The sequence below is a fragment of the Stenotrophomonas sp. YJH_SMC_131 genome (assembly GCF_059367975.1).
On record NZ_JCAFRJ010000002.1, the window covers coordinates 238841 to 261674 of the forward strand.

At 68.3% G+C, this 22834-nt stretch carries 17 protein-coding genes; 8 read left to right on the top strand and 9 right to left on the bottom strand.

What is annotated here, in order from left to right:
* Together AC5P56_RS04940 and AC5P56_RS04945 are read right to left on the bottom strand one after the other, a co-directional pair.
* Positions 1-573, bottom strand: coding sequence for a cytochrome b/b6 domain-containing protein (locus AC5P56_RS04940; RefSeq protein ID WP_049441295.1), 573 nt, complete (start codon positions 571-573; stop codon positions 1-3).
* Positions 570-1214 carry a YceI family protein gene (locus AC5P56_RS04945; protein ID WP_014648056.1) on the bottom strand — a complete coding sequence of 215 codons (645 nt, stop codon included), beginning with the start codon at positions 1212-1214 and terminating at the stop codon, positions 570-572. Before AC5P56_RS04945 ends, AC5P56_RS04940 begins: the two co-directional genes overlap by 4 nt.
* 164 nt (positions 1215-1378) lie before the next feature.
* On the opposite strand from AC5P56_RS04945, the gene AC5P56_RS04950 reads away from it, so the two are divergent.
* Positions 1379-4921: a sensor histidine kinase gene (locus tag AC5P56_RS04950; protein ID WP_495231479.1), complete on the top strand. Its 3543-nt coding sequence runs from the start codon at positions 1379-1381 to the stop codon at positions 4919-4921.
* A gap of 96 nt (positions 4922-5017) precedes the next feature.
* Entirely contained in the window at positions 5018-8545 is a 3528-nt protein-coding gene (locus AC5P56_RS04955) for a hybrid sensor histidine kinase/response regulator (protein ID WP_495231480.1), read from the top strand.
* Between the two features lie 643 nt (positions 8546-9188).
* Here the strand turns inward: AC5P56_RS04955 and mdtD are convergent.
* The 5 genes from mdtD to AC5P56_RS04980 form a co-directional block, all read right to left on the bottom strand.
* The gene (gene mdtD, locus AC5P56_RS04960; protein ID WP_103282599.1) at positions 9189-10598 is read right to left on the bottom strand and encodes a multidrug transporter subunit MdtD; all 1410 of its coding nucleotides are present in this window, start codon (positions 10596-10598) and stop codon (positions 9189-9191) included.
* Between the two features lie 92 nt (positions 10599-10690).
* Positions 10691-11773 carry a uroporphyrinogen decarboxylase gene (gene hemE, locus AC5P56_RS04965; protein ID WP_049468774.1) on the bottom strand — a complete coding sequence of 361 codons (1083 nt, stop codon included), beginning with the start codon at positions 11771-11773 and terminating at the stop codon, positions 10691-10693.
* Between the two features lie 26 nt (positions 11774-11799).
* Entirely contained in the window at positions 11800-12039 is a 240-nt protein-coding gene (locus AC5P56_RS04970; RefSeq protein ID WP_049468776.1) for a WGR domain-containing protein, read from the bottom strand.
* Positions 12040-12126: 87 nt separating this feature from the next.
* Positions 12127-13239, bottom strand: a complete 1113-nt coding sequence (gene aroB / locus AC5P56_RS04975; RefSeq protein ID WP_053505467.1) for a 3-dehydroquinate synthase — start codon at positions 13237-13239, stop codon at positions 12127-12129.
* Complete coding sequence (locus tag AC5P56_RS04980; RefSeq protein ID WP_049468779.1) at positions 13236-13778, bottom strand: shikimate kinase; 543 nt, start codon at positions 13776-13778, stop codon at positions 13236-13238. The genes aroB and AC5P56_RS04980 overlap by 4 nt, the downstream gene beginning before the upstream one ends.
* A gap of 98 nt (positions 13779-13876) precedes the next feature.
* Between AC5P56_RS04980 and AC5P56_RS04985 the strand changes: the two genes are divergently transcribed.
* Positions 13877-14080 carry a dodecin family protein gene (locus tag AC5P56_RS04985; RefSeq protein ID WP_005410663.1) on the top strand — a complete coding sequence of 68 codons (204 nt, stop codon included), beginning with the start codon at positions 13877-13879 and terminating at the stop codon, positions 14078-14080.
* A gap of 6 nt (positions 14081-14086) precedes the next feature.
* On the opposite strand, the gene AC5P56_RS04990 is transcribed toward AC5P56_RS04985, so the two are convergent.
* Positions 14087-14914, bottom strand: coding sequence for a kinase (locus AC5P56_RS04990; protein WP_241887032.1), 828 nt, complete (start codon positions 14912-14914; stop codon positions 14087-14089).
* Between the two features lie 40 nt (positions 14915-14954).
* On the opposite strand from AC5P56_RS04990, the gene pdxH reads away from it, so the two are divergent.
* Both pdxH and AC5P56_RS05000 read left to right on the top strand, forming a co-directional pair.
* Complete coding sequence (gene pdxH / locus AC5P56_RS04995; RefSeq protein ID WP_241887031.1) at positions 14955-15554, top strand: pyridoxamine 5'-phosphate oxidase; 600 nt, start codon at positions 14955-14957, stop codon at positions 15552-15554.
* 187 nt (positions 15555-15741) lie between these two features.
* Positions 15742-16194: a DoxX family protein gene (locus tag AC5P56_RS05000; protein WP_241887030.1), complete on the top strand. Its 453-nt coding sequence runs from the start codon at positions 15742-15744 to the stop codon at positions 16192-16194.
* A 74-nt stretch (positions 16195-16268) separates the two neighbouring features.
* Here AC5P56_RS05000 and prpR read toward each other — a convergent pair whose 3' ends face one another.
* A complete protein-coding gene (prpR, locus tag AC5P56_RS05005) occupies positions 16269-17852 on the bottom strand; it encodes a propionate catabolism operon regulatory protein PrpR (RefSeq protein WP_049441273.1) in 1584 nt (527 codons plus the stop codon).
* 153 nt (positions 17853-18005) lie between these two features.
* Between prpR and prpB the strand changes: the two genes are divergently transcribed.
* The 3 genes from prpB to acnD all read left to right on the top strand — a co-directional run bounded on the left by prpB (position 18006) and on the right by acnD (position 22808).
* The gene (gene prpB / locus AC5P56_RS05010; RefSeq protein WP_005418360.1) at positions 18006-18899 is read left to right on the top strand and encodes a methylisocitrate lyase; all 894 of its coding nucleotides are present in this window, start codon (positions 18006-18008) and stop codon (positions 18897-18899) included.
* A 35-nt stretch (positions 18900-18934) separates the two neighbouring features.
* Positions 18935-20092, top strand: a complete 1158-nt coding sequence (prpC, locus tag AC5P56_RS05015; protein ID WP_005418357.1) for a bifunctional 2-methylcitrate synthase/citrate synthase — start codon at positions 18935-18937, stop codon at positions 20090-20092.
* A gap of 97 nt (positions 20093-20189) precedes the next feature.
* Positions 20190-22808, top strand: coding sequence for a Fe/S-dependent 2-methylisocitrate dehydratase AcnD (acnD, locus tag AC5P56_RS05020; protein WP_495231481.1), 2619 nt, complete (start codon positions 20190-20192; stop codon positions 22806-22808).
* Positions 22809-22834 lie beyond the last annotated feature (26 nt).

A 22834-nucleotide genomic window follows, 5' to 3' on the forward strand; every position in this document is an offset into this window, starting at 1 on the left:
TCAGTCCTTCTGAGGGGAGGCGAGCCAGCCGCGCGGCAACATGCGGGACAGCGTTGCATCGCGCTGGAACAGGTGGTGGTAGAAGGCAGCGCCGGCATGGGCCAGCACTACCGCGATCAACAGCCAGAAGCCGTATTCGTGGAGGGCATGGGACACCGCGACGACCTGCGGGTCGGGGCCGCTCAGCTTGGGCACGTCGACCAGGCCGAACCAACGGAACGGGCGCAGGCCACTGGCCGAATCGTACAGCCAGCCCGACAGCGGAATGGCAAACATCAGCACGTACAGCAGCACGTGGGTGGCACTGGCGATGCGTTCCTGCCAGCTGGGCACGCCCGGCACCTGCTTCGGCGCACCGGCATACAGGCGCCAGCCGAGACGGAACAGCACCAGCGCCAGCACGGTGATGCCGATCGACTTGTGCGCGGTGTAGACCCAGAAGTACTTGGGCGTCTTGGGCAGTTCGCCCATGGTCAGGCCGACCACGCCCAGGGCGAGGATCAGCAGTGCGATCAACCAGTGCAGGAGCTGGCTGACACTTCCCCACGCGGCGGGGGTGTTCTTGGCGGTCATGAAGGGTCCTTGGGGGCCGTCGTGTGGTCGGAGTGTGGAACGGGAGCGGGAGTTCCCGGGGCGTCGCTGCGGTCGAGGGTGGCTTCGGCCTCGATCCGCACCTGTACCGCATCACCGATGACCCCCGGCCAGGCGGTGATGCCGAACGCGCGCCGGCTCAGCGTCGTGCTGGCGGAAAACCCGGCGGTGCGTCGGAATGGAGGGAGCGGGTAGCGCTTGAGCGCGTTGAGGGTCACGTCCAGGGTGACTTCCTGGCTGACCCCGCGCAGGGTCAGCGTGCCGATCACATGCGCACGCTTGGCGTCGATCGGTTCGACCCGGCTGGAGACGAAGCGTGCGCTGGGGAATCGCTCGCCATCGAGCAGGCTGCGGGCCAGCGTGGCCTGGTTCCACTTGGCGTCGCCAAGGTCCAGACGCGACACCGGAATGTCCACTTCCAGGGTGGCGTCGCGCCAGTTGTCGGGATCGAACAGCACGCGGCCCTCGCTGCCGGACACGGTGCCCATGGCCTGCGAGTAGCCCGCGTGATCGATGGAGAACAGCACCCGCGTGTGCACCGGATCGAGGCGATAGGTGTCGGCGGCCGCCCAGGCAGGGGCGGTGGCGAGCAGCATCGGCAGCAGGGCCAGGCAGGGACGCATCGATGGCGGGCTCCGGAAGGTGACGCTGTGATCATACGCACAGCCCCCTGCCAACGTTGCGTGCATGGCTGCAACAGTTCGTGGTGGGGCCGCCGCTGGAAACAGCCTGTTGCAGCCATGAACCCGGCCCTGTGTGACAATCGGCCCAGGACAGGGGGTTCAGGATGACGAGCGGCTGGCGCCGGTGGTGCCGTGGCATCGCAGGTATGGGACTGCTGCTGATGGCGATGGCCACGGCGGCTGCGACCCTGGACATGGCAGAAACACCGCGCCTGCGCCGCTTCGGTGCCGCCGAAGGCTTGCCGTCACGCATGGTGGTGGCGCTGGCCGAGGATCGCCAGGGCCACATCTGGGCCGCCACCGATGGTGGACTCGCCCGTTATGACGGCAACAGCCTGCGGGTCTGGGAGCACGATCCGGAACAGCCGGGCTCGCTGCCCGGCAACGAGATCGAGACCCTGCTGATCGATCCGCTGGACCGGGTCTGGGTGGGCATCAACGGCAAGGGCGTGGCCCGCCTGGATGCCGACCGCGAGCGCTTCCGGACCTTCGACACGGTCAATTCCACCTGCCAGGGGCAGTTCTGGGCGCTGGCCTATGTCGACGACGCCTTGTGGATCGGGACCAACAACCATGGCGTCTGCCGGCTTGGCGAGGACGGCAGCGTGCGCCTCTACACCCATGACCCGGCGCAGCCGGGGGGCCTGCCCAGCAACAGCATCTTCACCAGCCTGGTCGACGCGCAGGGCCGCCTGTGGCTGGGCACCGAAGCGGGCGTGGCGCGTTGGAACGGCAGCGGATTCGAGCCGGTGGCCGCGCGGGAACTGGGCACGCTGAGCGTGCTCCGGTTGAGCCGGGATGCGGAGGGTTCGATCTGGGTCGGCAGCCAGAACGATGGCCTGTACCGCATCGATGGGCAGGACCGGGTCAGTCGTCCGCGATGGGCCGACAGCGCCCAGCTGCGCTCGGCCCTGGTCCTGGCCGATCGCCAGGGGGGCTACTGGGCTGGCACCTCCGATGGCCTGTTGCGGGGGGATGCGGCGGCGCTGCGCCGGCTGGAGGGCGACCGCGGCAGCGGCTTCCTGACCGCGCACAGCGGTGTGCTCGATCTGCTGCAGGACCACGAGGGCGGATTGTGGGTGGCGCTGCTGACCCAGGGCCTGGCCTATCTGCCACCGGACTGGCGGCGCTTCTCGATCTGGAACCAGCTCGACGGCAAGCCGCTGGACAGCCAGTACCTGTTGAGCGCGGCCAGCGATGGGAAGAACTACTACGTCGGCTCGGCGCGAGGGGTGTACCAGCTCGATGCGCAGGGCACCCTGCGCCTGCTGGCCAGCGACCGGCAGCTCGGCAGCGGCGTGGTGTGGTCGGTGCTGCCGCGCCCGGATGGGCGCCTGTGGCTGGGACGCGGCGGCCGCATCACCGTCTACGATCCGGCTACCGGCGCGCTGCGCGATCTGCGGATCGATGGCAGTGCCGACCTGCGCCAGCGCATCGACCTGATGCGGCAGGCGCCTGATGGCACGGTGTGGGTGTCGGTGATGGGCCTGGACCTGCAGCAGCGCGATGCAGAGGGCCGGCTGCTGCACCGCTATCCGCTGGAGCATTTCCGCGGGACCGCCGATGCGCCGATCGAGCAGATCCGCTTCGACGCCCATGGCCGGCCCTGGGTGATGGGTGACATGGGCATCTGGCGCGAGCAGGCTGGACGCTTCGAGGCAGTACCGGGCGTTTCGCGCGGGCCCATCTACGACCTGGTGTGGATCGATCCGCAACAGTTGTGGCTGGCGCGCCAAGGCGCGTTCGAGCGCTACCAGTGGGATGGCCTGAGCCTGCGCCTGATCCAGCGCATCGACGGCAGTGCAGGCGTGCCGCCGGTCACCATGGGCGGGCTGGCGCTGGCCGGCAACGGCCAGCTGTGGGCGACGACGCCGCGCGGCCTGCTGCGTTGGGACCCGAAAACGCGGCGCCTGCAGCAGTTCAACGAGCGCGATGGACTGTCCGATGCGGAGTTCACCGGCCGGCCACCGGCAGTGAATGCAGATGGTCGCGTGCTGGCCGTCACCCAGACCGGGTTGGTTGCCTTCGATGTGAATGCCGACGACACGGTGCTGCCTTCTTCATCGCTGGTGATCGCCGAAGTGCGCGTACGCCGCGACGACGCGCGCGGCTGGCAACCGTTGCCGCTCACCGGCACCCTGTTGCTGGGACCGGATGACCGCGATCTGCAGATCGATGCGCGGCTGCTGTCCTATGCCAGCCCGCAGGGCAACCGTTACCGCTTCCGCGTGCAGGGCTATGACCAGGACTGGGTGGAGCAGGGGGGCGATGGCCAGCGCACCCTGTCGCGGCTGCCGACCGGCAGCTACATCATCGAGGTGCAGGCAGCGACCGCCCGGGGCGCGTGGACGCCTTCGCAGCAGTTGCAAGTGAAGGTGCTGCCGCCGTGGTGGCGCAGCGGCATGGCGATCTTCGGCTACATCCTGCTGGGGTCGCTGCTGCTGGTGGTCCTGGTCTGGTCGGTCCGCGCGCGGCTGCGCCGTCGCCAGCAATGGCAGCTGACGGTGCACAAGCAGCAGCTGGCCGAGCAGGCCTCGCAGGCCAAGAGCCGTTTCCTGGCCACGCTGGGCCACGAAGTACGCACGCCGATGACCGGCGTGCTGGGCATGAGCGAACTGCTGCTCGCGACTCCGCTGGATCCGGTGCAGCGTGGCTACGCGGGGTCGATCCAGCAGGCCGGCAGCCATCTGCTGCGGCTGGTCAACGATGCGCTGGACCTGGCCCGCATCGAAGCCGGGCGGCTTGAGCTGGATCTGCGTCCGTTCGACCTGGAGGAACTGCTTGACCAGGTGCAGGGCCTGATGCAGCCGATGGCGCAGCAGCGCCAGCTGGAATTCCGGCGCGGTGAAAACCCGGCAGGGCCGGTCAGTGTCAGTGGAGACGAGATGCGCGTGCGCCAGATCCTGCTGAACCTGCTCGGCAACGCCATCAAGTTCACCGAGCGCGGCCACGTCGGCCTGGCCGTGCGCCTGGAAGAGAAGGGCGGCCTGTGTTTCGAAGTGCATGACAGTGGCCCGGGCATCAATGCCGAGCAGCAGCAGCGCCTGTTCCATCGTTTTGAACAGGCCGACGGTCCGCGCACCGCGTCGCGCTACGGCGGCAGTGGCCTGGGACTGGCGATCTGCCAGGAACTGGCGGTGGCGATGGGGGGGCGTATCGAAGTGGACAGCCAGCCTGGCAAGGGTGCGCGGTTCCGCGTGCGCCTGCCCCTGCCCTGGACGCGCCAGGCCGCCGGCACCGCGGGCGAGGTGGCGGCCCTGCCGGAACTGCCGCCGCTGCGCATCCTGCTGGTCGAGGACGACGCCACGGTGGCCGAGGTCATCGCCGGCCTGCTGCGGGTGCGCGGGCATGAGGTGGTCCACGTGCTGCATGGCCTGGGCGCGCTGTCGGAGATCGCCACCGATGGTTTCGACGTCGGCCTGCTCGATCTCGATCTGCCCGCGCTGGACGGTACGGCCATCGCCCGCCAGCTGCGCACCATGGGCTATGAACTGCCGCTGGTGGCAGTGACCGCCCGTTCCGATGCCTACGCCGAAACCCAGGTGCTGGCCGCCGGCTTCGATGGCTTCCTGCGCAAGCCGGTGACCGGCGACCTGCTGGTGGCGGCCATCGCCCAGGCGCGTGCGAAACGGCAGGCAACTGCGTGACTGTGCCGGCGCCGGGCGTGAACGGCGCGACTTTCGGTTTACCATGCCGACGCCCGCAGCGCGGGAATCATCAGGACCAGCGTGAGGAGGCAATCGGTGGTGTATCTGCGGGCGGCGATGCTGCTGCTGGTCCTCCTGTGCGGCGCGTTGCCCGCTGCGGCACAGCCGGTGCCTCCGAGCCCGCGGCAGGTGACGGTGTTCGATGGCCTGCCGTCCAATACCGTCAACCGCATGGCCGAGGACCGGTACGGCTACCTGTGGATCGCGACCAACGATGGCCTGGCCCGCTATGACGGCCGCACTTACCGCGTGTGGCGTTCCGAGGATGGACTGCGTGACAACCGCATCTGGACGGTGCTGGTCGATGCCCGCAACCAGTTGTGGATAGGCACCGAGAACGCTGGCCTGGTGCGCATGTCGGCCGACCGCCGGCAGCTGCACTTCTACGACCGCAGCAGCCAGCCGTTGATGGGCACCAACACGGTCTGGAGCCTGGCCAGCACGCCTGATGGCTCGATCTGGTTCGGTACCCACGAAGGCGGCCTGTACCGCCTGGACAGCCAGGACCGCCTGCAGCGCTTCCTGCCCGAGCCGAACAATCCGCGCAGCCTGCCTTCGTCGTCGGTGCCCTACCTGGCCACGCTGGCCGATGGCAGCCTGTGGATCGGCACCAAGCATGGCGTGGCACGCTGGACCGGGACCGACTTCGAGCGTGTCGGTACGGACATCATTCCCAGCCTGCTGATCAACGGGTTGACCGCCGAGCCCGATGGCAGCCTGTGGATCAGCACGATGGCCGGGGCCACCGTGCGCCGCCCGGATGGCCGCTTCGAGGCACCACCGTGGAAGCTGCCGCCAGGCGAGCAGGTGCTGGGCATGATGCTGCGCGACGAGCAGGGCGGACATTGGCTGGATACGCGCACCGGGCTGGGACGTGCGGTCGACGGCCAGTACCAGACCGTGCCGCTGTACAGCGCGATCGCACGCGGTCCGGTGCGGCCGAACTGGACCGGTGCCTATGAGGACCGCGAAGGTGGCATCTGGCTGGCCAGCACCAATGCCGGGTTGTGGCACCTGCTGCCACGCTGGTGGCAGTTCTCGGTGCTGTCGCGGCTGGAGGACGACCCCAGCTCGCTGCGCAATGCGCTCGTGCTGGGCACCAGCCCGTCCAGCAATGGCGGTGTCTGGACCGTGGGCAGCCATGGCGCGCTGGACCGCTTCGATCCGAAGACCGGCAGGATCGAGCAGCACCGCACCTGGGTCAACGGCATGCACTGGCTGACCTCGGTGCGCGAGGACCGGCGTGGCCAGGTCTGGATCGGATCGACCGATGCACTGGTGCGCTACGACCCGCAACGGCGCGAACTGCGTCGTTGGGGCCGTGATGCCGGTACCGATGCGGCGATGGAAGGGGTCATCGAAGCGATGATGACCTGCGACGGCGACAGCCTCTGGTTGATGCTTCCCGCGGGCCTGCAGCAACGTGATCTCGACGGACGCCTGCGGCGCCAGCTGGACAATGGCCAGCGCGGCCTGCAGCAGGGCCAGCTCAACCTCGATGTGGAATGCGGTCCGCAGGACCATATCTGGCTGGCCAGCAGCCGTGGCCTGCTGCAGTGGCTGCCGGAAAGCGAACGCTTCCAGCCGGTGCCGGGTGCGCCGGCAACGGCCATCCATGCGTTGCATGTGGGCCGTGACGGCCAGGTCTGGTTGTCCGAGGACGGGCGCCTGTCGCGATACCGCTGGAGCCAGGGGCGGCTGGAACGGCAGGCGGTGGTCGGTGCCGAACAGGGCTATCCGGCGATCTCCGCCTCTGGCCTGGTGGTGGATGCACAGGGCGTGGCGTGGGCGACCAGCGCACGGGGCCTGGTGCGTGTCAGTGCGGATGGGCAGAGCGTGCGCCTGTATGGCGTGCACGACGGCCTGCCGAGCCAGGAATTCCGCGACCACACCTTGATCGCGGCGGGCGACGGCCATCTGGTGGCCGGAACGGCGGCAGGTGCGGTGGTGTTCGACCCGGAGCAGGTGCGGCCCTCGGTGCGTCGGGCCCCGCTGGTGATCGAGCGGGTGGAGGTGCGCCGCAACGAGCAGGTGCTGGACATGACCCACGATGCGCCGTTGCAGATCGCCGACGGCGACCGCGACCTGCGCATCGTCGCGCGACTGCTGTCCTTCGCCGACTCGGCGTCAAATACGTACCGCTACCGCCTGGCCGGCTACGATCCCGATTGGGTCGAAGTCGGCCCGGCCGGCGAGCGCCTGTTCTCGCGCCTGGCGCCGGGCAGCTACCGGCTGGAAGTGCAGGCCCGGTCGGCCGACCACGTGTGGTCGCGGGTGCAGAGCCTGGAATTCCGCGTACAGCCGCCATGGTGGCGCAGCCTGTCCGGCCTGCTGGTGCTGGCGTCGGTCGGGCTGCTGCTGACCAGCTGGTTCGCCTGGTTGTACCGGCGCCGCCTGCAGCGGCGCCACGCCTACCAGCTGGCGCTGCACAAGCAGGAACTCGCCGAGCAGGCTTCAGCGGCCAAGACCCGTTTCCTGGCCAATCTGGGCCATGAGATCCGTACGCCGATGACCGGTGTGCTGGGCATGAGCGAGCTGTTGCTGGCGTCGCCCCTGGACCCGCAGCAGCGCGGCTACACACAGTCGATCCGGCATGCCGGCGAGCACCTGCTGCACCTGGTCAACGATGCGCTGGACCTGGCGCGGATCGAGTCCGGTCGCCTGGAGCTGCAGTCGAAGACCTTTGCGTTGAACGGCCTGCTGCACGACCTGGCGGCCCTGATGGGCCCGCTGGCCGCGCAGAAGGGCCTGCGCTTCACCCTCGACAACCAGCTGCCGCCGGGGCTGCAGGCCACCGGCGATGCCATGCGCGTGCGGCAGATCCTGCTCAACCTGCTGTCGAACGCGGTGAAGTTCACCAGCCGTGGCACCATCACCCTGCACGCGCGCTGCGATGGCGAACTGCGCGCACTGCACTTCGAAGTGCGTGACACCGGCCCCGGCATCAGCCAGGAACAGCAGCAGCGCCTCTTCCGCCGCTTCGAGCAGGCCGACGGTGCACGTACTGCCGCGCAGTACGGCGGCAGCGGCCTCGGCCTGGCCATCTGCCGCGAGCTGGCGCACGCGATGCAGGGGCGCATCCAGGTGGAGAGCCAGCTGGGCCGGGGCACCTGTTTCGGTGTGACCCTGCCATTGCCGCTGGTGGTGGACAGTGATGCCGAGGGCGCTGCCGACGGGCATCGCGACGAGGCGGCCAACGTGCCGCCACTGCGGGTGCTGCTGGTCGAAGACGATGCCACCGTGGCCGATGTGGTGCGCGGACTGCTGAGTGCGCGTGGCCACGAGGTGGTGCACGCCGGCCATGCGCTGGCGGCGCTGCGCGAGATCAGTGCGGGCGATTTCGACGTCGGCCTGCTGGACCTGGACCTGCCGGGCCTGAGCGGTTTCGAGCTGGCCCAGCACCTGCGCAACCAGGGCTACATGCTGCCGTTGCTGGCGGTGACCGCACGGACCGACCCGGACCTGCAGCAGCAGGTGGAAGCGGTCGGCATAGGTGGCTTCCTGCGCAAGCCGGTGACCGGCGAGCTGCTGGTGGAAGCGATTGCCAAGGTGATGGGCAGGTAAGTTCTGCAGGGCCTGCGGCCCTGCACCTGCTGCAAGCCGGAGGAACAGCAACAGCAACAGCAACAGCAGAAGCAAAAGCTGGCTTCCTGTGGGATGGCGGGGTGGATCCGGTTGCGGGAGACGCCGTAAACCCATCCATGGGGGCTTGGCCGCGGCATCCATACCGCGGACACTCCCGCAACCGGACCCACCCCGTCTTCGACAGTTTTCCGCGATCTGTCGGAGCACGGGGTCGGATCCCGTTGCTGCGCAACGGGCTCTGACCCCAATCTGGAATTCGAGATCTGACAGATGTGTCGACCAAGGTCGACACCTACCAACAACCGCGCGTTCCAACAGTCGCTGTTACCCACAGCCGCGTGAACCTGTCAGAGGTGGGGCGGTGTGGGCTTGCAGGACCGTTGGCGCGATGGATGGCGCAATCGAGCCCCCAGGGAGGGAGGGCGCTTTGCTTGCGAAGCACTGCTTCGCGAGCACCCGAACGCCCAGCCGCCAGCGGCTGGGCCGGACCGCGGAGCGGGGTTTACGGCGTGTGCTGCAAGCCCACACCGCCCCGCCAACCCACGGAATGCTCGTTGTTGTTGTTGCCGGCCAGCGGCCGGCACTACCGCGGGTGCAGGGCCGCAGGCCCTGCCGAACCCCTTCACTCCGCGACGTGCTCGACCTGCCGCGGTTCGGGCTTGGTGTCGGGCAGCTGCCAGAAGATCATCGTCGAGGTCAGGGTGATCGCGCCGACGCACAGGAATGTCGCGTGCAGTGCTGCGGTGGCGCTGTTGCTGTCCAGGTGATTGCCGAACGCGGCCAGCAGGCTGCCGGCGGCTGCGGCACCGAAACCGGCGGCCAGCATCATCACCATCGACAGCAGGCTGTTGCCGGAGCTGGCGAATTCGCGGTCCAGATCGCGCAGGGTCACGGTGTTCATCACGGTGAACTGCAGCGAATTGACCGCACCGAAGAAGGCCAGTTGCAGCAGGCGCCAGGCCAGGTGCTGGCCCGGTGTCATCAGGATGAAGCTGGCCATCGCCAGGCCCACCAGCACGGTGTTGACCATCAGCACGCGGCGGTAGCCATAGCGCTCGACCAGCTTCACCGCCAGCTTCTTCGACACCATGCCGGCCGCCGCCACCGGCACCATCATCAGGCCGGCGTTCATCGGGCCCAGGCCGAGGCCGACCTGCAGCAGCAACGGGATCAGCATCGGCATGGCACTGCTGCCGATGCGCGAGAACAGGTTGCCCAGGATGCCGATGCGGTAGCTGGGCACACGGAACAGGGCCAGCGAAAACAGCGGCGCGGTGGAGTTGGCGGCGTGCAGCCAGTAACCCACCAGCGCAGCCAGGCCGGCCACGGTCATCAGCATCACCAGCGCATGTGGCGTGCCCAGGCCGGAGATGCCGTCCAACGCCAGCGACAGCACCACCATCGCGAAGGCCAGCATGATGTAGCCACGCAGGTCGAAACGGGTGCGATGGCTGGCGTAGTGGTCGGGCATGATCTTCATCGCGGCGATGAAACCGATCACGCCGATCGGCAGGTTGATCAGGAACACCCAGTGCCATGAGGCGATCTCGACCAGCCAGCCGCCCAGCGTGGGGCCGATCAGCGGGCCAACCAGCGCGGGGATGGCGATGAAGCTCATCGCGCGCAGGAAATCCTCGCGTGGCACCGAACGCATCACTGCCAGGCGGCCCACGGGAAGCAGCATCGCGCCGCCGATGCCCTGCAGCACGCGCGCCCCGACCAGCTGGTGCAGGTGCTGGGCCAGCGCGCACGCAAGCGAGCCGAGGGTGAACAGGATGATCGCCACCAGAAACGTGCGGCGGGTGCCGTAGCGGTCGGCGATCCAGCCGGAGGCGGGAATGAAGGTGGCCACCGCCAGCGCGTAGCTGAACACCACCGACTGCATCTGCAGCGGGCTCTCGCCCAGGCTGGCCGCCATCGCCGGCAGCGCCGTGTTGACGATGGTCGAGTCCAGCATCTGCATGAAGATCGCCAGGGACACCAGCCACAGCAGGGGGCGGTGGCGGTTGTAGGTCGATGACGATGTGGGCATGGCGTGCGGCCGGTGCAGCGTGGGGGCCGCCATGATCGCGCAACGCGGGTCACGGCGCGATCAAAGTCGCGCCGTGATGGCCTGCGGAATGCTCAGCGCTGGCTGTGCGCGTGCACCGCGTCGACCAGCACCTGTACGTGTGCCGGGTCCATGTCCGGCGACATGCCGTGGCCAAGGTTGAACACATGGCCCTCGCGCGAGCCGCCGTTGCCGGCGGCATAGGTGTCGAGCACGCGTGCGGCGGCCGCGGCGATCGCATCCGGCGAGGCGTACAGCGTGGTCGGGTCGAGGTTGCCCTGCAGGGCGACGCGGCCACCAGTGCGGCGCAGTGCCTCGTCCAGGTCCAGCGTCCAGTCCAGGCCCAGCGCATCGGCACCGGTGTGCGACAGCGCTTCCAGGTGCAGGCCGGTGCCTTTGCCGAACAGGATCAGCGGCGTGCGCTCGCTGCCTTCGCCGCGCTCCAGCTCCTCGGCGATGCGCTGCAGGTAGCGCAGCGAGAACTCGCGGTACATCGACGGCGACAGTACGCCACCCCAGGTGTCGAACACCTGCAGCGCCTGTGCACCGGCCGCGCGCTGCGCGCCGAGATAGGCGATCACGGCGTCGGTGGTGACCTCCAGCAGGCGGTGCAGGGCCTGCGGGTGGTTCAGTGCCATGGCCTTGATGCGCGCAAAGTCCTTGCTGCCACCGCCTTCCACCATGTAGCAGGCCAGTGTCCACGGGCTGCCGGAGAAGCCGATCAGCGGCACCTGGCCGTCCAGTTCGCGGCGGATCAGGCGCACCGCATCCATCACGTAGCCCAGGTCCTGTTCCATGTCCGGCACCGCCAGCCGGGCGATGGCGGCTTCGTCACGCACCGGGTGCCGGAACTTCGGGCCTTCGCCTTCGACGAAGTACAGCTCCAGGCCCATCGCATCGGGAATGGTGAGGATGTCCGAGAACAGGATGGCCGCATCCAGCGGGAAGCGGCGCAGCGGCTGCAGGGTGACTTCGCAGGCAATCTCCGGAGTCTTGGCCATGGCCAGGAAGCTGCCGGCCTTGGCCCGGGTCGCGCGGTACTCCGGCAGGTAGCGGCCAGCCTGGCGCATCAGCCAGACAGGGGTGCAGTCCACCGGTTCGCGGCGCAGGGCGCGCAGCAGGCGATCGTTGCGGAGAGGGCTGGTCACGATGGGCATTCCTTGGGCGAAAGTTGGCAGCGGCGTCAGTCGCCGTGCGAGAGAATCTGGAAACCGCGATGCAGTTCGGCATCGCGGGCCTTCTCGAAGGCGTGGCGGGCTTCGTCAGCGTGGAGGAACAGCTCGCGCCGCAACTGCGAGCGGCTGCCGACGCGGCCGCTCTCGCGCAGCAGCTCCCAGCCGCCGAACAGGTCCGGCTGCAGGCTCAGGCGCAGGAAGCGCGGTGCCTGCGCACCGGCGTCGGGATGTTGCAGGTAGACGTGCATGGGCCGATTGTAGCGGGGCCAGGGTGACCCCGGCCGCAACGCGGTTGTGCCGGCCGCTGGCCGGCAATCCCCCCGCGCATCGCGGCTCTACCGGGCCGACAGCACCTTCAGCACCGCCGCCTCATCCACGTCCGGCACCACTTCGGCACGCCCCATGCCGCGCCACAGCACCAGGCGCAGGCGGCCGGCCACGTTCTTCTTGTCCAGGCGCATGCGGCCGAGCAGGGCCTGCGGGTCGAGCCCGGCCGGGATCGCCACGGGCAGGCCCAGGCGTTCCAGCAACGCCTGCAGGCGCACGCGGTCGGCATCGTCGGCCAGCCCCAGCTCGGTGGACAGCTTCGCCGCCAGCACCATGCCCACCGCCACCGCCTCGCCATGGTTCAGCGCATCGCGGCCGGGCGCGGAATAGCCCTGCTCGGTTTCGATGGCATGGCCGAAGGTGTGGCCGAGGTTGAGCAGGGCACGTTCGCCTTTCTCGAACGGATCGCGCTCGACGATGGCGGCCTTGTGCCGGCAGCTGCGCGCGATGGCTTCGGCCAGCGTGGCATCCTCGCCGGCCAGCAGCGCATCGGCATGCTGCTGCAGCCATTCGAAGAACACGGCATCACCCAGCGCGCCGTACTTGACCACTTCGGCCAGGCCCGCACGCAGCTCGCGCGGCGGCAGGGTGGCCAGCACGCGGGTATCGGCGATGACCGCGCGCGGCGGATGGAACGCACCGACCAGGTTCTTGCCGGCCGGAATGTCGACCGCAGTCTTGCCACCGACTGACGAATCGACCATCGCCAGCAGGGTGGTGGGCAGCTGCACGCAGTCGACGCCGCGCATCCAGCAGGCCGCGGCAAACCCGGCGAGATCACCGACCACGCCGCCGCCGAGCGCGAACACGCAGGCATCGCGGGTGGCGCCGAGCGCAGCCAGCGCTTCGATCGCGCGGCCGAATTCGGCCAGCGTCTTGGACGCTTCGCCCGCAGCGAGGACATGCTCGCCGACGATCAGGTCGGGGCGCGCGGCCAGCAGCGCCTGCTTCACCGGCGCCAGATAACGCGGGGCCACTTCGCTGTCGCTGAGCAGCAGCACATGGCGGCCGCGCACATGCGCGGCCAGCGCGGCGCCGTCGGCCAGCGCGCCTGCGCCGATGGTGATGGAGTAGGGCCGGTCGCCGCCAACGGCGACCTGCAGCAGGGCGGGAGAAGTCATGCGTTCAGGTCCTGGCGCTGCCATTGCGTGGCCAGCTTGACCACCAGCTGGGCGGTCGCGTCGGCAGCGGTGTACGGGTCGGTATCGAGGGTGAGGTCGGCCAGTTCGCGGTACAGCGGGTCGCGGTGCGCGGCCAGATCGTGCAGCACCTGCTCGCGGTCCGGGCGCTGCAGCAGCGGCCGGCCCTTGTCGCGGGCCAGGCGTTCCAGCTGCGCGGCCACGCTGACCCGCAGGTAGACCACGAAGCCACGCTGGGCGATCAGTGCACGGTTGTCCGGATCCAGCACCGCGCCACCGCCGGTGGAGACCAGCTGGCCGCGGCCTTCCAGCACGCGGGCCAGGGCCTGGCGTTCATGGTGGCGGAAACCGGCTTCGCCGGCATGCTCGAAAATGGTCGGGATGCCGGCGCCGGCAGCCTCGACGATGGCCTGGTCGACATCGACGAAGTCCAGCGTGAAGCGCTCGGCCAGGCGGCGGCCGATGCAGGTTTTGCCGGCGCCCATCGGGCCGATCAGGATCAGGTTCGGAGCAGGATTCATGCCCTCTGATGCTAACACCTCCGTGCCCTGGCCTTTACGTTCTTCACGTCAGGGTGGGCATTCCTGCGGGGGTTCCCGCGCCAACCGGAGCACAGGTCATGACGGTCGCCAAGGTCATCGAGATCACCGCCTCCTCGCCGAAGAGCGTGGAGGATGCGGTGCGCAGCGGACTGAAGAAGGTTTCCGAGACGGTCAAGGGCATCCAGGGCGCCTGGGTGAACGAGACCAAGGTGGTCACCAACGGCAGCGGCGAGATCACCGAATGGCGGGTCAACCTGCGGGTGACCTTCCTGGTGGAATAGCCGCGCTCAGCGCACGGCCTGCACCTGCCGCTGGCCGTCCAGGACCACGACGTGGTCGGCGAGCGTGGGAAGCGTGCGCAGTGCCTGCCGGCTGACCCGCTCGTAGTACTGCACGAAACGCTCCAGCTGCGGCCGGCTCATGCCGTGCCGGCCCGGCTGCGCGGCCTGCAGGTTCTGCTCCTGCTGCCAGCGCCAGCGCGGTACCACCGCGAAATCCGGCGGTTGCAGGAACCACAGGCGGTCGCAACGCTGCCACAGCGCGGGGTAGTCGCGGGCCAGCGCCTGGTTGCACCAGCGGCGCCAGCGGCCGTCGCTGTCGGCTTCGCGTTCCAGCGCGTTCAACGGGGCATCCAGCGCTGCGTCATCCTGCGCGGGCGTACCGAGGAACCATCCCTCGAACACCAGCAGGTCCAGTGGCGTGTCCAAGTGCGGCCATTGCACCTCGGCCAAGCGTTCATCGGCCAGCTTGTCAAAGCGCGGCATCGCCAGGGGGCGGCGCGCTGCTACGGCGTCCAGCACGCTGTGCGCCAGCGTCAGGTCATGGGTACCGGGTGGGCCGCGGGTCATCAGCAGCGGATGCACCTGGCGCGCCAGGCGCTGGCGCTGCGCACGGGTCAGGTAGACATCGTCGATCGACAGGCTGGCCGCGCACAGGCCGCGAGCCCGGGCGCGTGCGACCACCTGTGCGGCCAGCGTCGATTTGCCGCTCCCCTGCAGGCCGCTGATCGCCAATACTGGAACCGCTGCACCGCTGGACAGTGCATCGTCCAGCGCCTGTTCGGCCAATGTTTCGGGGAATCCTTTCACCTGGGGCATATACGCAGCAGCGGCCATGCAGCCACAATAGCCCAAACCGTGTGAGAACAACGCCATCATGAGCGACCTGTACGCCGAAGCCCTGTCCACGTTTGCCCGCCTGTTCGAGGAGGCCAAACAGAGCCGCGAGGTCGAGCCCAACGCGATGACCGTGGCGACTGCAGATGCGCAGGGACGCCCGTCGGCGCGCACCGTGCTGCTGAAGGCCTTCGACGAGCGCGGCTTCGTCTTCTACACGCACCTGGACAGCCACAAGGGCCGTGAGCTGCGGTCCAATCCGCAGGCCGCGCTGCTGTTCCTGTGGCGCAGCCTGCGCGAGGCCGGCATCCAGGTGCGCATCGAGGGTCGTGTCGAGCAGGTCGCCGACGCCGAGGCCGACGCCTATTTCGCCAGCCGCCCGCGCATGAGCCAGATCGGCGCCTGGGCCTCGCAGCAGTCGAAGACGCTGGCAACCCGCGAGGAGTTCGACGCGCGCGTGGCCGAGGTCGAAGCGCGCTTCGAAGGCAAGGACGTGCCGCGCCCGGAAGGCTGGAGCGGCCTGCGCGTGGTGCCTGACCGCATCGAGTTCTGGTTTGGCGCGCAGTTCCGCCTGCACGAGCGCTGGTGCTATGAAGCCGGCGCCGAAGGGCGCTGGAGCAAGCGCCTGCTGTACCCGTAAGGCGGGGGGGGGCCGGGGCTGCTGTAGAGCCGAGCCCATGCTCGGCTGATGTTCTCGCAGGAGCAGCCGAGCATGGGCTCGGCTCTACAGAAACCTGCGTTTGTCGCGAACGGACTGGTCCGCTTCATGCACGAGCAGGTCGGCGACGGGCACACTCGCTGCGATGCCCTCGATCTGCGGAGTTGCCATGCCCTCCTGGCGTTACCTGTTTGCCGTGCCGCCACCACGCCGCGGCGTGGAAGCGTTGTTGTTGCTGCTCGCCCGCATCGTCGCCGGTGTGATGTTCTGTGTTTCCGGCTGGAACAAGGTGTTCACCGATGCCGGGCGCGAGCGCATGGTGCATACGCTGGTCGATGCCGGTATCCCATTCCCGGTGTTCAGTGCGCCGGTACTCGGTGCGATCGAGTGGATTGCGGGTGGTCTGCTGGTGCTGGGCCTTTTGAGCCGCCCCTCAGCCCTGCTGCTGGCGGCGATCTGCGTAGTGGCTGCGCTGACCGATGGCATCGCGCGCATTCCTGCAGGGCTTGGCGTGCTGGATTGGCTGAGCTGGTTCTTCTACCTGAGCGAAGTGCCGCTGGGCGTACTGCTGCTGTGGATTGCCGCAGTGGGTAGTGGACGGTTCGCCATCGAAGCGCGCTGACGACAGGCACCCTGTAGAGCCGAGCCCATGCTCGGCTGCTTACGCGGGAACATCAGCCGGGCATGGGCTCGGCTTTACAGGTCCTCCGCGCGCAGCCAGCGCCACAGCGTGGTGCGTGACACGCCCAGCGCCTGCGCCATGCCCTCGCGATCATGCCGGTGTTCCCGCAACAGTGCTTCCAGCTTGGCCCGCGGTGGGCGCCTGCCGTTGCTTTCCAGCGGCAACGCCGCGACACCTTCATGCACCAGCTCGGGTGCCAGCTGCAGCAGCCGCGCCGTATCGATCAGCCCTTCACCGGGCTGCCAGTGGATGCGCAGGCGATCGACCAGATTGCGCAGCTCGCGCACGTTTCCCGGCCACTCGGCCGCGCACAGCACCGCCAGCGCCGCCTCATCCAATGGCGCGTCGATGCCACGCAGCTGGCGGAAGAAATGCTGCGCCAGCAACGGGATGTCACCGCGTCGGGCGCGCAGCGAGGGCAGGGCAATCCGCAGCGCGGCCAGGCGGTAATACAGGTCGCGGCGGAAGCTGCCGGTCGCCGCGCGCTGCTCCAGCGACTGCAGGGTGGCGGCGACCACGCGCAGGTCCACCGGCGTCGGTTCGGTGGCACCCACGCGCAGCACTTCACGTTCCTCCAGCACCCGCAGCAGGCGGGTCTGCAGCGGCAGCGGCAGTTCGCCGATTTCGTCCAGGAACAGGGTGCCGCCATCTGCAGCTTCCACCAGGCCAACGCGGCCGCCACGCCGTGCGCCGGTGAAGGCGCCATCGCTGTAGCCGAACAGCTCCGCTTCCAGCAGCGATTCGCTGATCGCGCCGCAGTTCAGCGCGACGAAGCGGCCACGGCGCCCGCTTGCGGCGTGCAGCTGGCGCGCCACCAGTTCCTTGCCGGTGCCGGTTTCGCCGCTGACCAGCACGGTGCTGTCATGTGGGGCATACAGCGCGATCTGCGCGCGCACCTGCGCCATCGCGTCGCTGTCGCCGAGCAGTTCATGCGCATCGGCACGCGCTGCCGGGCGCCGGCGCGGTGCAGCGCGGTTGCTGCCGGAACGTGCCAGGGTCTGGGTCAGTTCCAGCGCATGTTCGAACGCCTGCCGCACCGAGTCGGCCGAATACAGCAGCACCCCGGGCAGGCCGGCCTGCTCGGCATGGTCGATGGCCATGCCGGTGCCGACGATCACCTCGATGCCGTTGGCGCGCAGGTCGGCGATGCAGTCGCGGGCGTCCTCGCGGGTGACGAAGCGGCGATGCTCGATATCCAGGCCGAAGCTCTGCTGGAAGTTGCTGAACACCGGTACGTCGCTGGCGTGGGTGACCAGGCCGATGCGGCTGGCGATACGCCGTGCCCGGGCCAGCGCTTCCATCAGGTCGAAGCCGTTGGCCTGGATCGGCACCAGCGGCAGCTCCAGCCGGCCGCGCAGCCAGGCCGCGTTGGAGCCGCCGGCGATGACCACGTCGCAGTGCTCGCGACGCAGGCGTTGGCCGATCACCTCCACCGCTTCCTCGAAGCCGAGGTTGATCTGTTCGATACGCGCGCGGCGGTCGAACTCGGGGATCACGTCGCCGAGCAGGCCGGTCAGCCGCGAGACGCTGACCGTCCAGATCACCGGACGGCCCGGGTCGGCATCGGCATGGCGCAGGGGGGAGCGGGGCAGATACATGGCAGCCGTTTCGGGGAGGATGTTTCATGATACATCCGTTTCAATGTTTCATATGTTCCACTGTTGCATGCCGGTCATTCCCGTGAAATCAACCGCTTGCAGCTTGGCATGGTGCTTGCGCTTCCTTTCCCGTACTTCAACCTGGATTGCCGCATGACCGCTTCTGCCCCTTTCTCCGCCGGTGCCCGCTTCCGTGAGGCGCTGGCTGCCGAATCGCCGCTGCAGGTGATCGGTGCGATCAACGCCAACCACGCCCTGCTGGCCAAGCGCGCCGGCTTCCGTGCCATTTACCTGTCCGGCGGCGGCGTTGCCGCAGGCTCGCTGGGCCTGCCGGACCTGGGCATCAACACCCTGGAAGACGTGCTGGTGGACGTGCGCCGCATCACCGATGTCTGCGACCTGCCCTTGATGGTCGACATCGACACCGGCTTCGGCCCGAGCGCGTTCAACATCGCGCGCACCGTGAAGTCGCTGATCAAGGCCGGCGCGGCCGCCTGCCACATCGAAGACCAGGTCGGCGCCAAGCGCTGCGGCCATCGTCCGGGCAAGGAGATCGTCTCGCAGGGTGAAATGGTCGACCGTGTGAAGGCCGCTGCCGATGCCAAGACCGATCCGGACTTCTTCCTGATCGCGCGCACCGACGCCATCCAGGTGGACGGCGTGGACAAGGCGATCGAGCGCGCCATCGCCTGTGTCGAGGCCGGTGCCGACGGCATCTTCGCCGAGGCCGCCTACGATCTGGATACCTACCGCCGCTTCGTCGACGCGGTGAAGGTGCCGGTGCTGGCCAACATCACCGAATTCGGCGCCACCCCGCTGTTCAGCCGCGATGAACTGGCCTCGGCCGGCGTCGCCATCCAGCTGTTCCCGCTGTCGGCGTTCCGTGCCGCCAACAAGGCCGCCGAGAACGTCTACCAGGCGGTGCGCCGCGATGGCCACCAGCGCAACGTGGTGGAAACCATGCAGACCCGCGAGGAACTCTACGACCGCATCGGCTATCACGCCTTCGAGCAGCAGCTCGATGCGCTGTTCGCTGCCAAGAAATAAGCAGTACCCTGCACCATCAAGTTTCGGAGGGAAACATGAACGATACGACCGCAACCCCGACCTTCAAGCCGAAGAAGTCCGTCGCCTTGTCCGGCACCGCGGCCGGCAACACCGCGCTGTGCAGCGTGGGCCGCAGCGGCAACGACCTGCACTACCGCGGCTATGACATCCTGGACCTGGCCAACACCAGCGAGTTCGAGGAAATCGCCTACCTGCTGGTGCACGGCAAGCTGCCGACCCGCGCCGAGCTGGTTTCGTACAAGGCCAAGCTGAAGTCGCTGCGTGGGATCCCCGCCGCGGTGAAGGCCGCGCTGGAAGAGCTGCCGCCGTCGGCGCACCCGATGGACGTGATGCGCACCGGCGTGTCCGTGCTCGGCTGCGTGGCACCGGAGAAGGACGACCACAACCACCCGGGCGCGCGCGACATCGCCGACAAGCTGATGGCCTGCCTCGGTTCGATGCTGCTGTACTGGTACCACTGGAGCCACAACGGCCGCGCCATCGATGTGGAAACCGACGATGATTCGATCGGCGGCCACTTCCTGCACCTGCTGCATGGCGAAAAGCCGCAGGATTCGTGGGTGAAGGCGATGCACACCTCGCTGATCCTGTACGCCGAGCACGAGTTCAACGCCTCGACCTTCACCTGCCGTGTCATCGCCGGTACCGGCAGCGACATGTACAGCGCGATCTGCGGTGGCATCGGTGCGCTGCGTGGCCCGAAGCATGGCGGCGCCAACGAAGTGGCGTTCGAAGTGCAGAAGCGCTACGACAACCCGGATGAGGCCGAGGAGGACATCAAGGCGCGCGTCGAGCGCAAGGAAGTGGTGATCGGTTTCGGCCACCCGGTCTATACCGTCTCCGATCCGCGCAACAAGGTGATCAAGGACGTGGCCCGCGAGCTGTCCGAGGAACAGTCGAGCATGAAGATGTACGACATCGCCGAGCGCCTGGAGTCGGTGATGTGGGACATCAAGAAGATGTTCCCGAACCTGGACTGGTTCAGTGCGGTCAGCTACCACATGATGGGCGTGCCGACCGCGATGTTCACCCCGCTGTTCGTGATCGCGCGCACCGCCGGCTGGAGCGCGCACATCATCGAGCAGCGCATCGACGGCAAGATCATCCGCCCGAGCGCCAATTACATCGGTCCGGAAGACCGCGACTTCGTCGCCATCGACAAGCGCGTCTGATCCCCCTGCTGTACCCATCCGGCCGGCCGCATGCCGGCCGGGTGCTTTCGCCGCCGCACCGCCGGCACCCGGCCCGCCCCAAGCACTCCGCCAGCCCATGAATACCGATTACCGCAAGAACCTCCCCGGCAGCGCGCTGGACTATTTCGACGCGCGCGCCGCTGTCGATGCGATCCAGCCCGGCGCCTATGCCACCCTGCCGTACACCTCGCGCGTGCTGGCCGAGAACCTGGTGCGCCGCTGCGATCCGGCCACGCTCGGCGATTCGCTGAAGCAGCTGATCGAGCGCCGTCGCGACCTCGACTTCCCGTGGTTCCCGGCACGCGTGGTGTGCCACGACATCCTCGGCCAGACCGCGCTGGTGGACCTGGCCGGCCTGCGTGATGCGATCGCCGACAAGGGCGGCGACCCGGCCAAGGTCAATCCGGTGGTGCCGGTGCAGTTGATCGTCGATCACTCGCTGGCGGTGGAATGCGGTGGCTACGATCCGCAGGCGTTCGAGAAGAACCGCGCCATCGAGGATCGCCGCAACGAAGACCGTTTCCACTTCATCGACTGGACCAAGCAGGCGTTCCAGAACGTGGACGTGATTCCGCCGGGCAACGGCATCATGCACCAGATCAACCTGGAGAAGATGTCGCCGGTGATCTACGTGCAGGACGGCGTAGCCTTCCCGGATACCTGCGTGGGCACCGACAGCCACACCCCGCACGTGGACGCGCTGGGCGTGATCGCGATTGGTGTTGGCGGCCTGGAAGCGGAGAACGTGATGCTGGGCCGCGCGTCGTGGATGCGCCTGCCGGATATCATCGGCGTCGAGCTGACCGGCAGGCCGCAGCCGGGCATCACCGCCACCGACGTGGTGCTGGCACTGACCGAGTTCCTGCGCAAGGAACGCGTGGTGGGTGCGTATCTTGAATTCTTCGGCGAGGGGGCGTCGGCACTGACCATCGGTGACCGCGCCACCATCTCCAACATGTGCCCCGAATACGGCGCCACCGCTGCGATGTTCTATATCGACGGGCAGACCATCGATTACCTGCGCCTGACCGGCCGCGAGGAATCGCAGGTGGCGCTGGTGGAGAACTATGCGCGCACCACCGGCCTGTGGGCCGATGACCTGGCCACCGCGCAGTACGAGCGCGTGCTGCGCTTCGACTTGTCCAGCGTGGTGCGCAACATGGCTGGCCCGTCCAACCCGCACAAGCGCGTGGCCACCGCCGAGCTGGCCGAGCGCGGCATCGCCGACGAAGCCAAGCTGGCAGCGGGCAGGGCCGAGCAGGCGCAGGGCCTGATGCCCGACGGCGCGGTGATCATCGCCGCCATCACCAGCTGCACCAACACCTCCAACCCGCGCAACGTGATCGCTGCCGCACTGCTGGCGCGCAAGGCCAACGAACGTGGCCTGCTGCGCAAGCCGTGGGTAAAGTCGTCGCTGGCGCCGGGCTCGAAGGCGGTGCAGCTTTACCTGGAAGAATCCGGCCTGCTGCCGGACCTGGAAAAGCTCGGCTTCGGCATCGTCGCCTTCGCCTGCACCACCTGCAACGGCATGAGCGGCGCGCTGGATCCGGCCATCCAGCAGGAAATCATCGATCGCGACCTGTACGCCACGGCCGTGCTGTCGGGCAACCGCAACTTCGATGGCCGCATCCACCCGTATGCGAAGCAGGCCTTCCTGGCGTCGCCGCCGCTGGTGATCGCCTATGCCATCGCCGGCACCGTGCGCTTCGACATCGAGAAGGACGTGCTGGGCGTGGATGCCGATGGCAACGAGGTGCGCCTGAAGGACATCTGGCCGAGCGATGCCGAGATCGACGCGGTGGTGAAGGCCTCGGTGAAGCCCGAGCAGTTCCGCCGCGTCTACAACCCGATGTTCAACGTGCGCGTGGAGCATGGCGCGGCGGTCAGCCCGCTGTACGACTGGCGCCCGCAGAGCACCTACATCCGCCGTCCGCCGTACTGGGAGGGCGCACTGGCCGGTGAGCGCACACTGTCGGGCATGCGTGCGCTGGCGGTGCTGCCGGACAACATCACCACCGACCACCTGTCGCCGTCCAACGCGATCCTGGCGTCCAGTGCCGCCGGCGAATACCTGGCGAAGATGGGCCTGCCGGAAGAGGACTTCAATTCCTACGCCACCCACCGCGGTGACCACCTGACCGCACAGCGCGCCACCTTCGCCAACCCGAAGCTGTTCAATGAAATGGTGCGCAACGACGATGGCAGCGTGAAGCAGGGTTCGCTGGCGCGCGTGGAGCCGGAAGGCGAGGTGATGCGCATGTGGGAAGCGATCGAGACCTACATGGACCGCAAGCAGCCGCTGATCATCATCGCCGGTGCCGACTATGGCCAGGGCAGCTCGCGTGACTGGGCCGCCAAGGGCGTGCGCCTGGCCGGTGTGGAAGCGATCGTGGCCGAAGGCTTCGAACGCATCCACCGCACCAACCTGATCGGCATGGGCGTGCTGCCGCTGGAGTTCAAGCCGGGCACCACCCGCCTGACCCTGGGCATCGACGGTACCGAGACCTTCGACGTGATCGGCGAGCGCACCCCGCGCGCCGACCTGACCCTGGTCATCCACCGCCGCGACGGCCAGGATGTGATCGTGCCAGTGACCTGCCGCCTGGACAGCGACGAGGAAGTGGCGATCTACGAAGCCGGTGGCGTGCTGCAGCGCTTCGCCCAGGATTTCCTGGAAGGGGCCAAGGTGGCGTGATACCGGCCTGAATGCCTGCCTCCGGA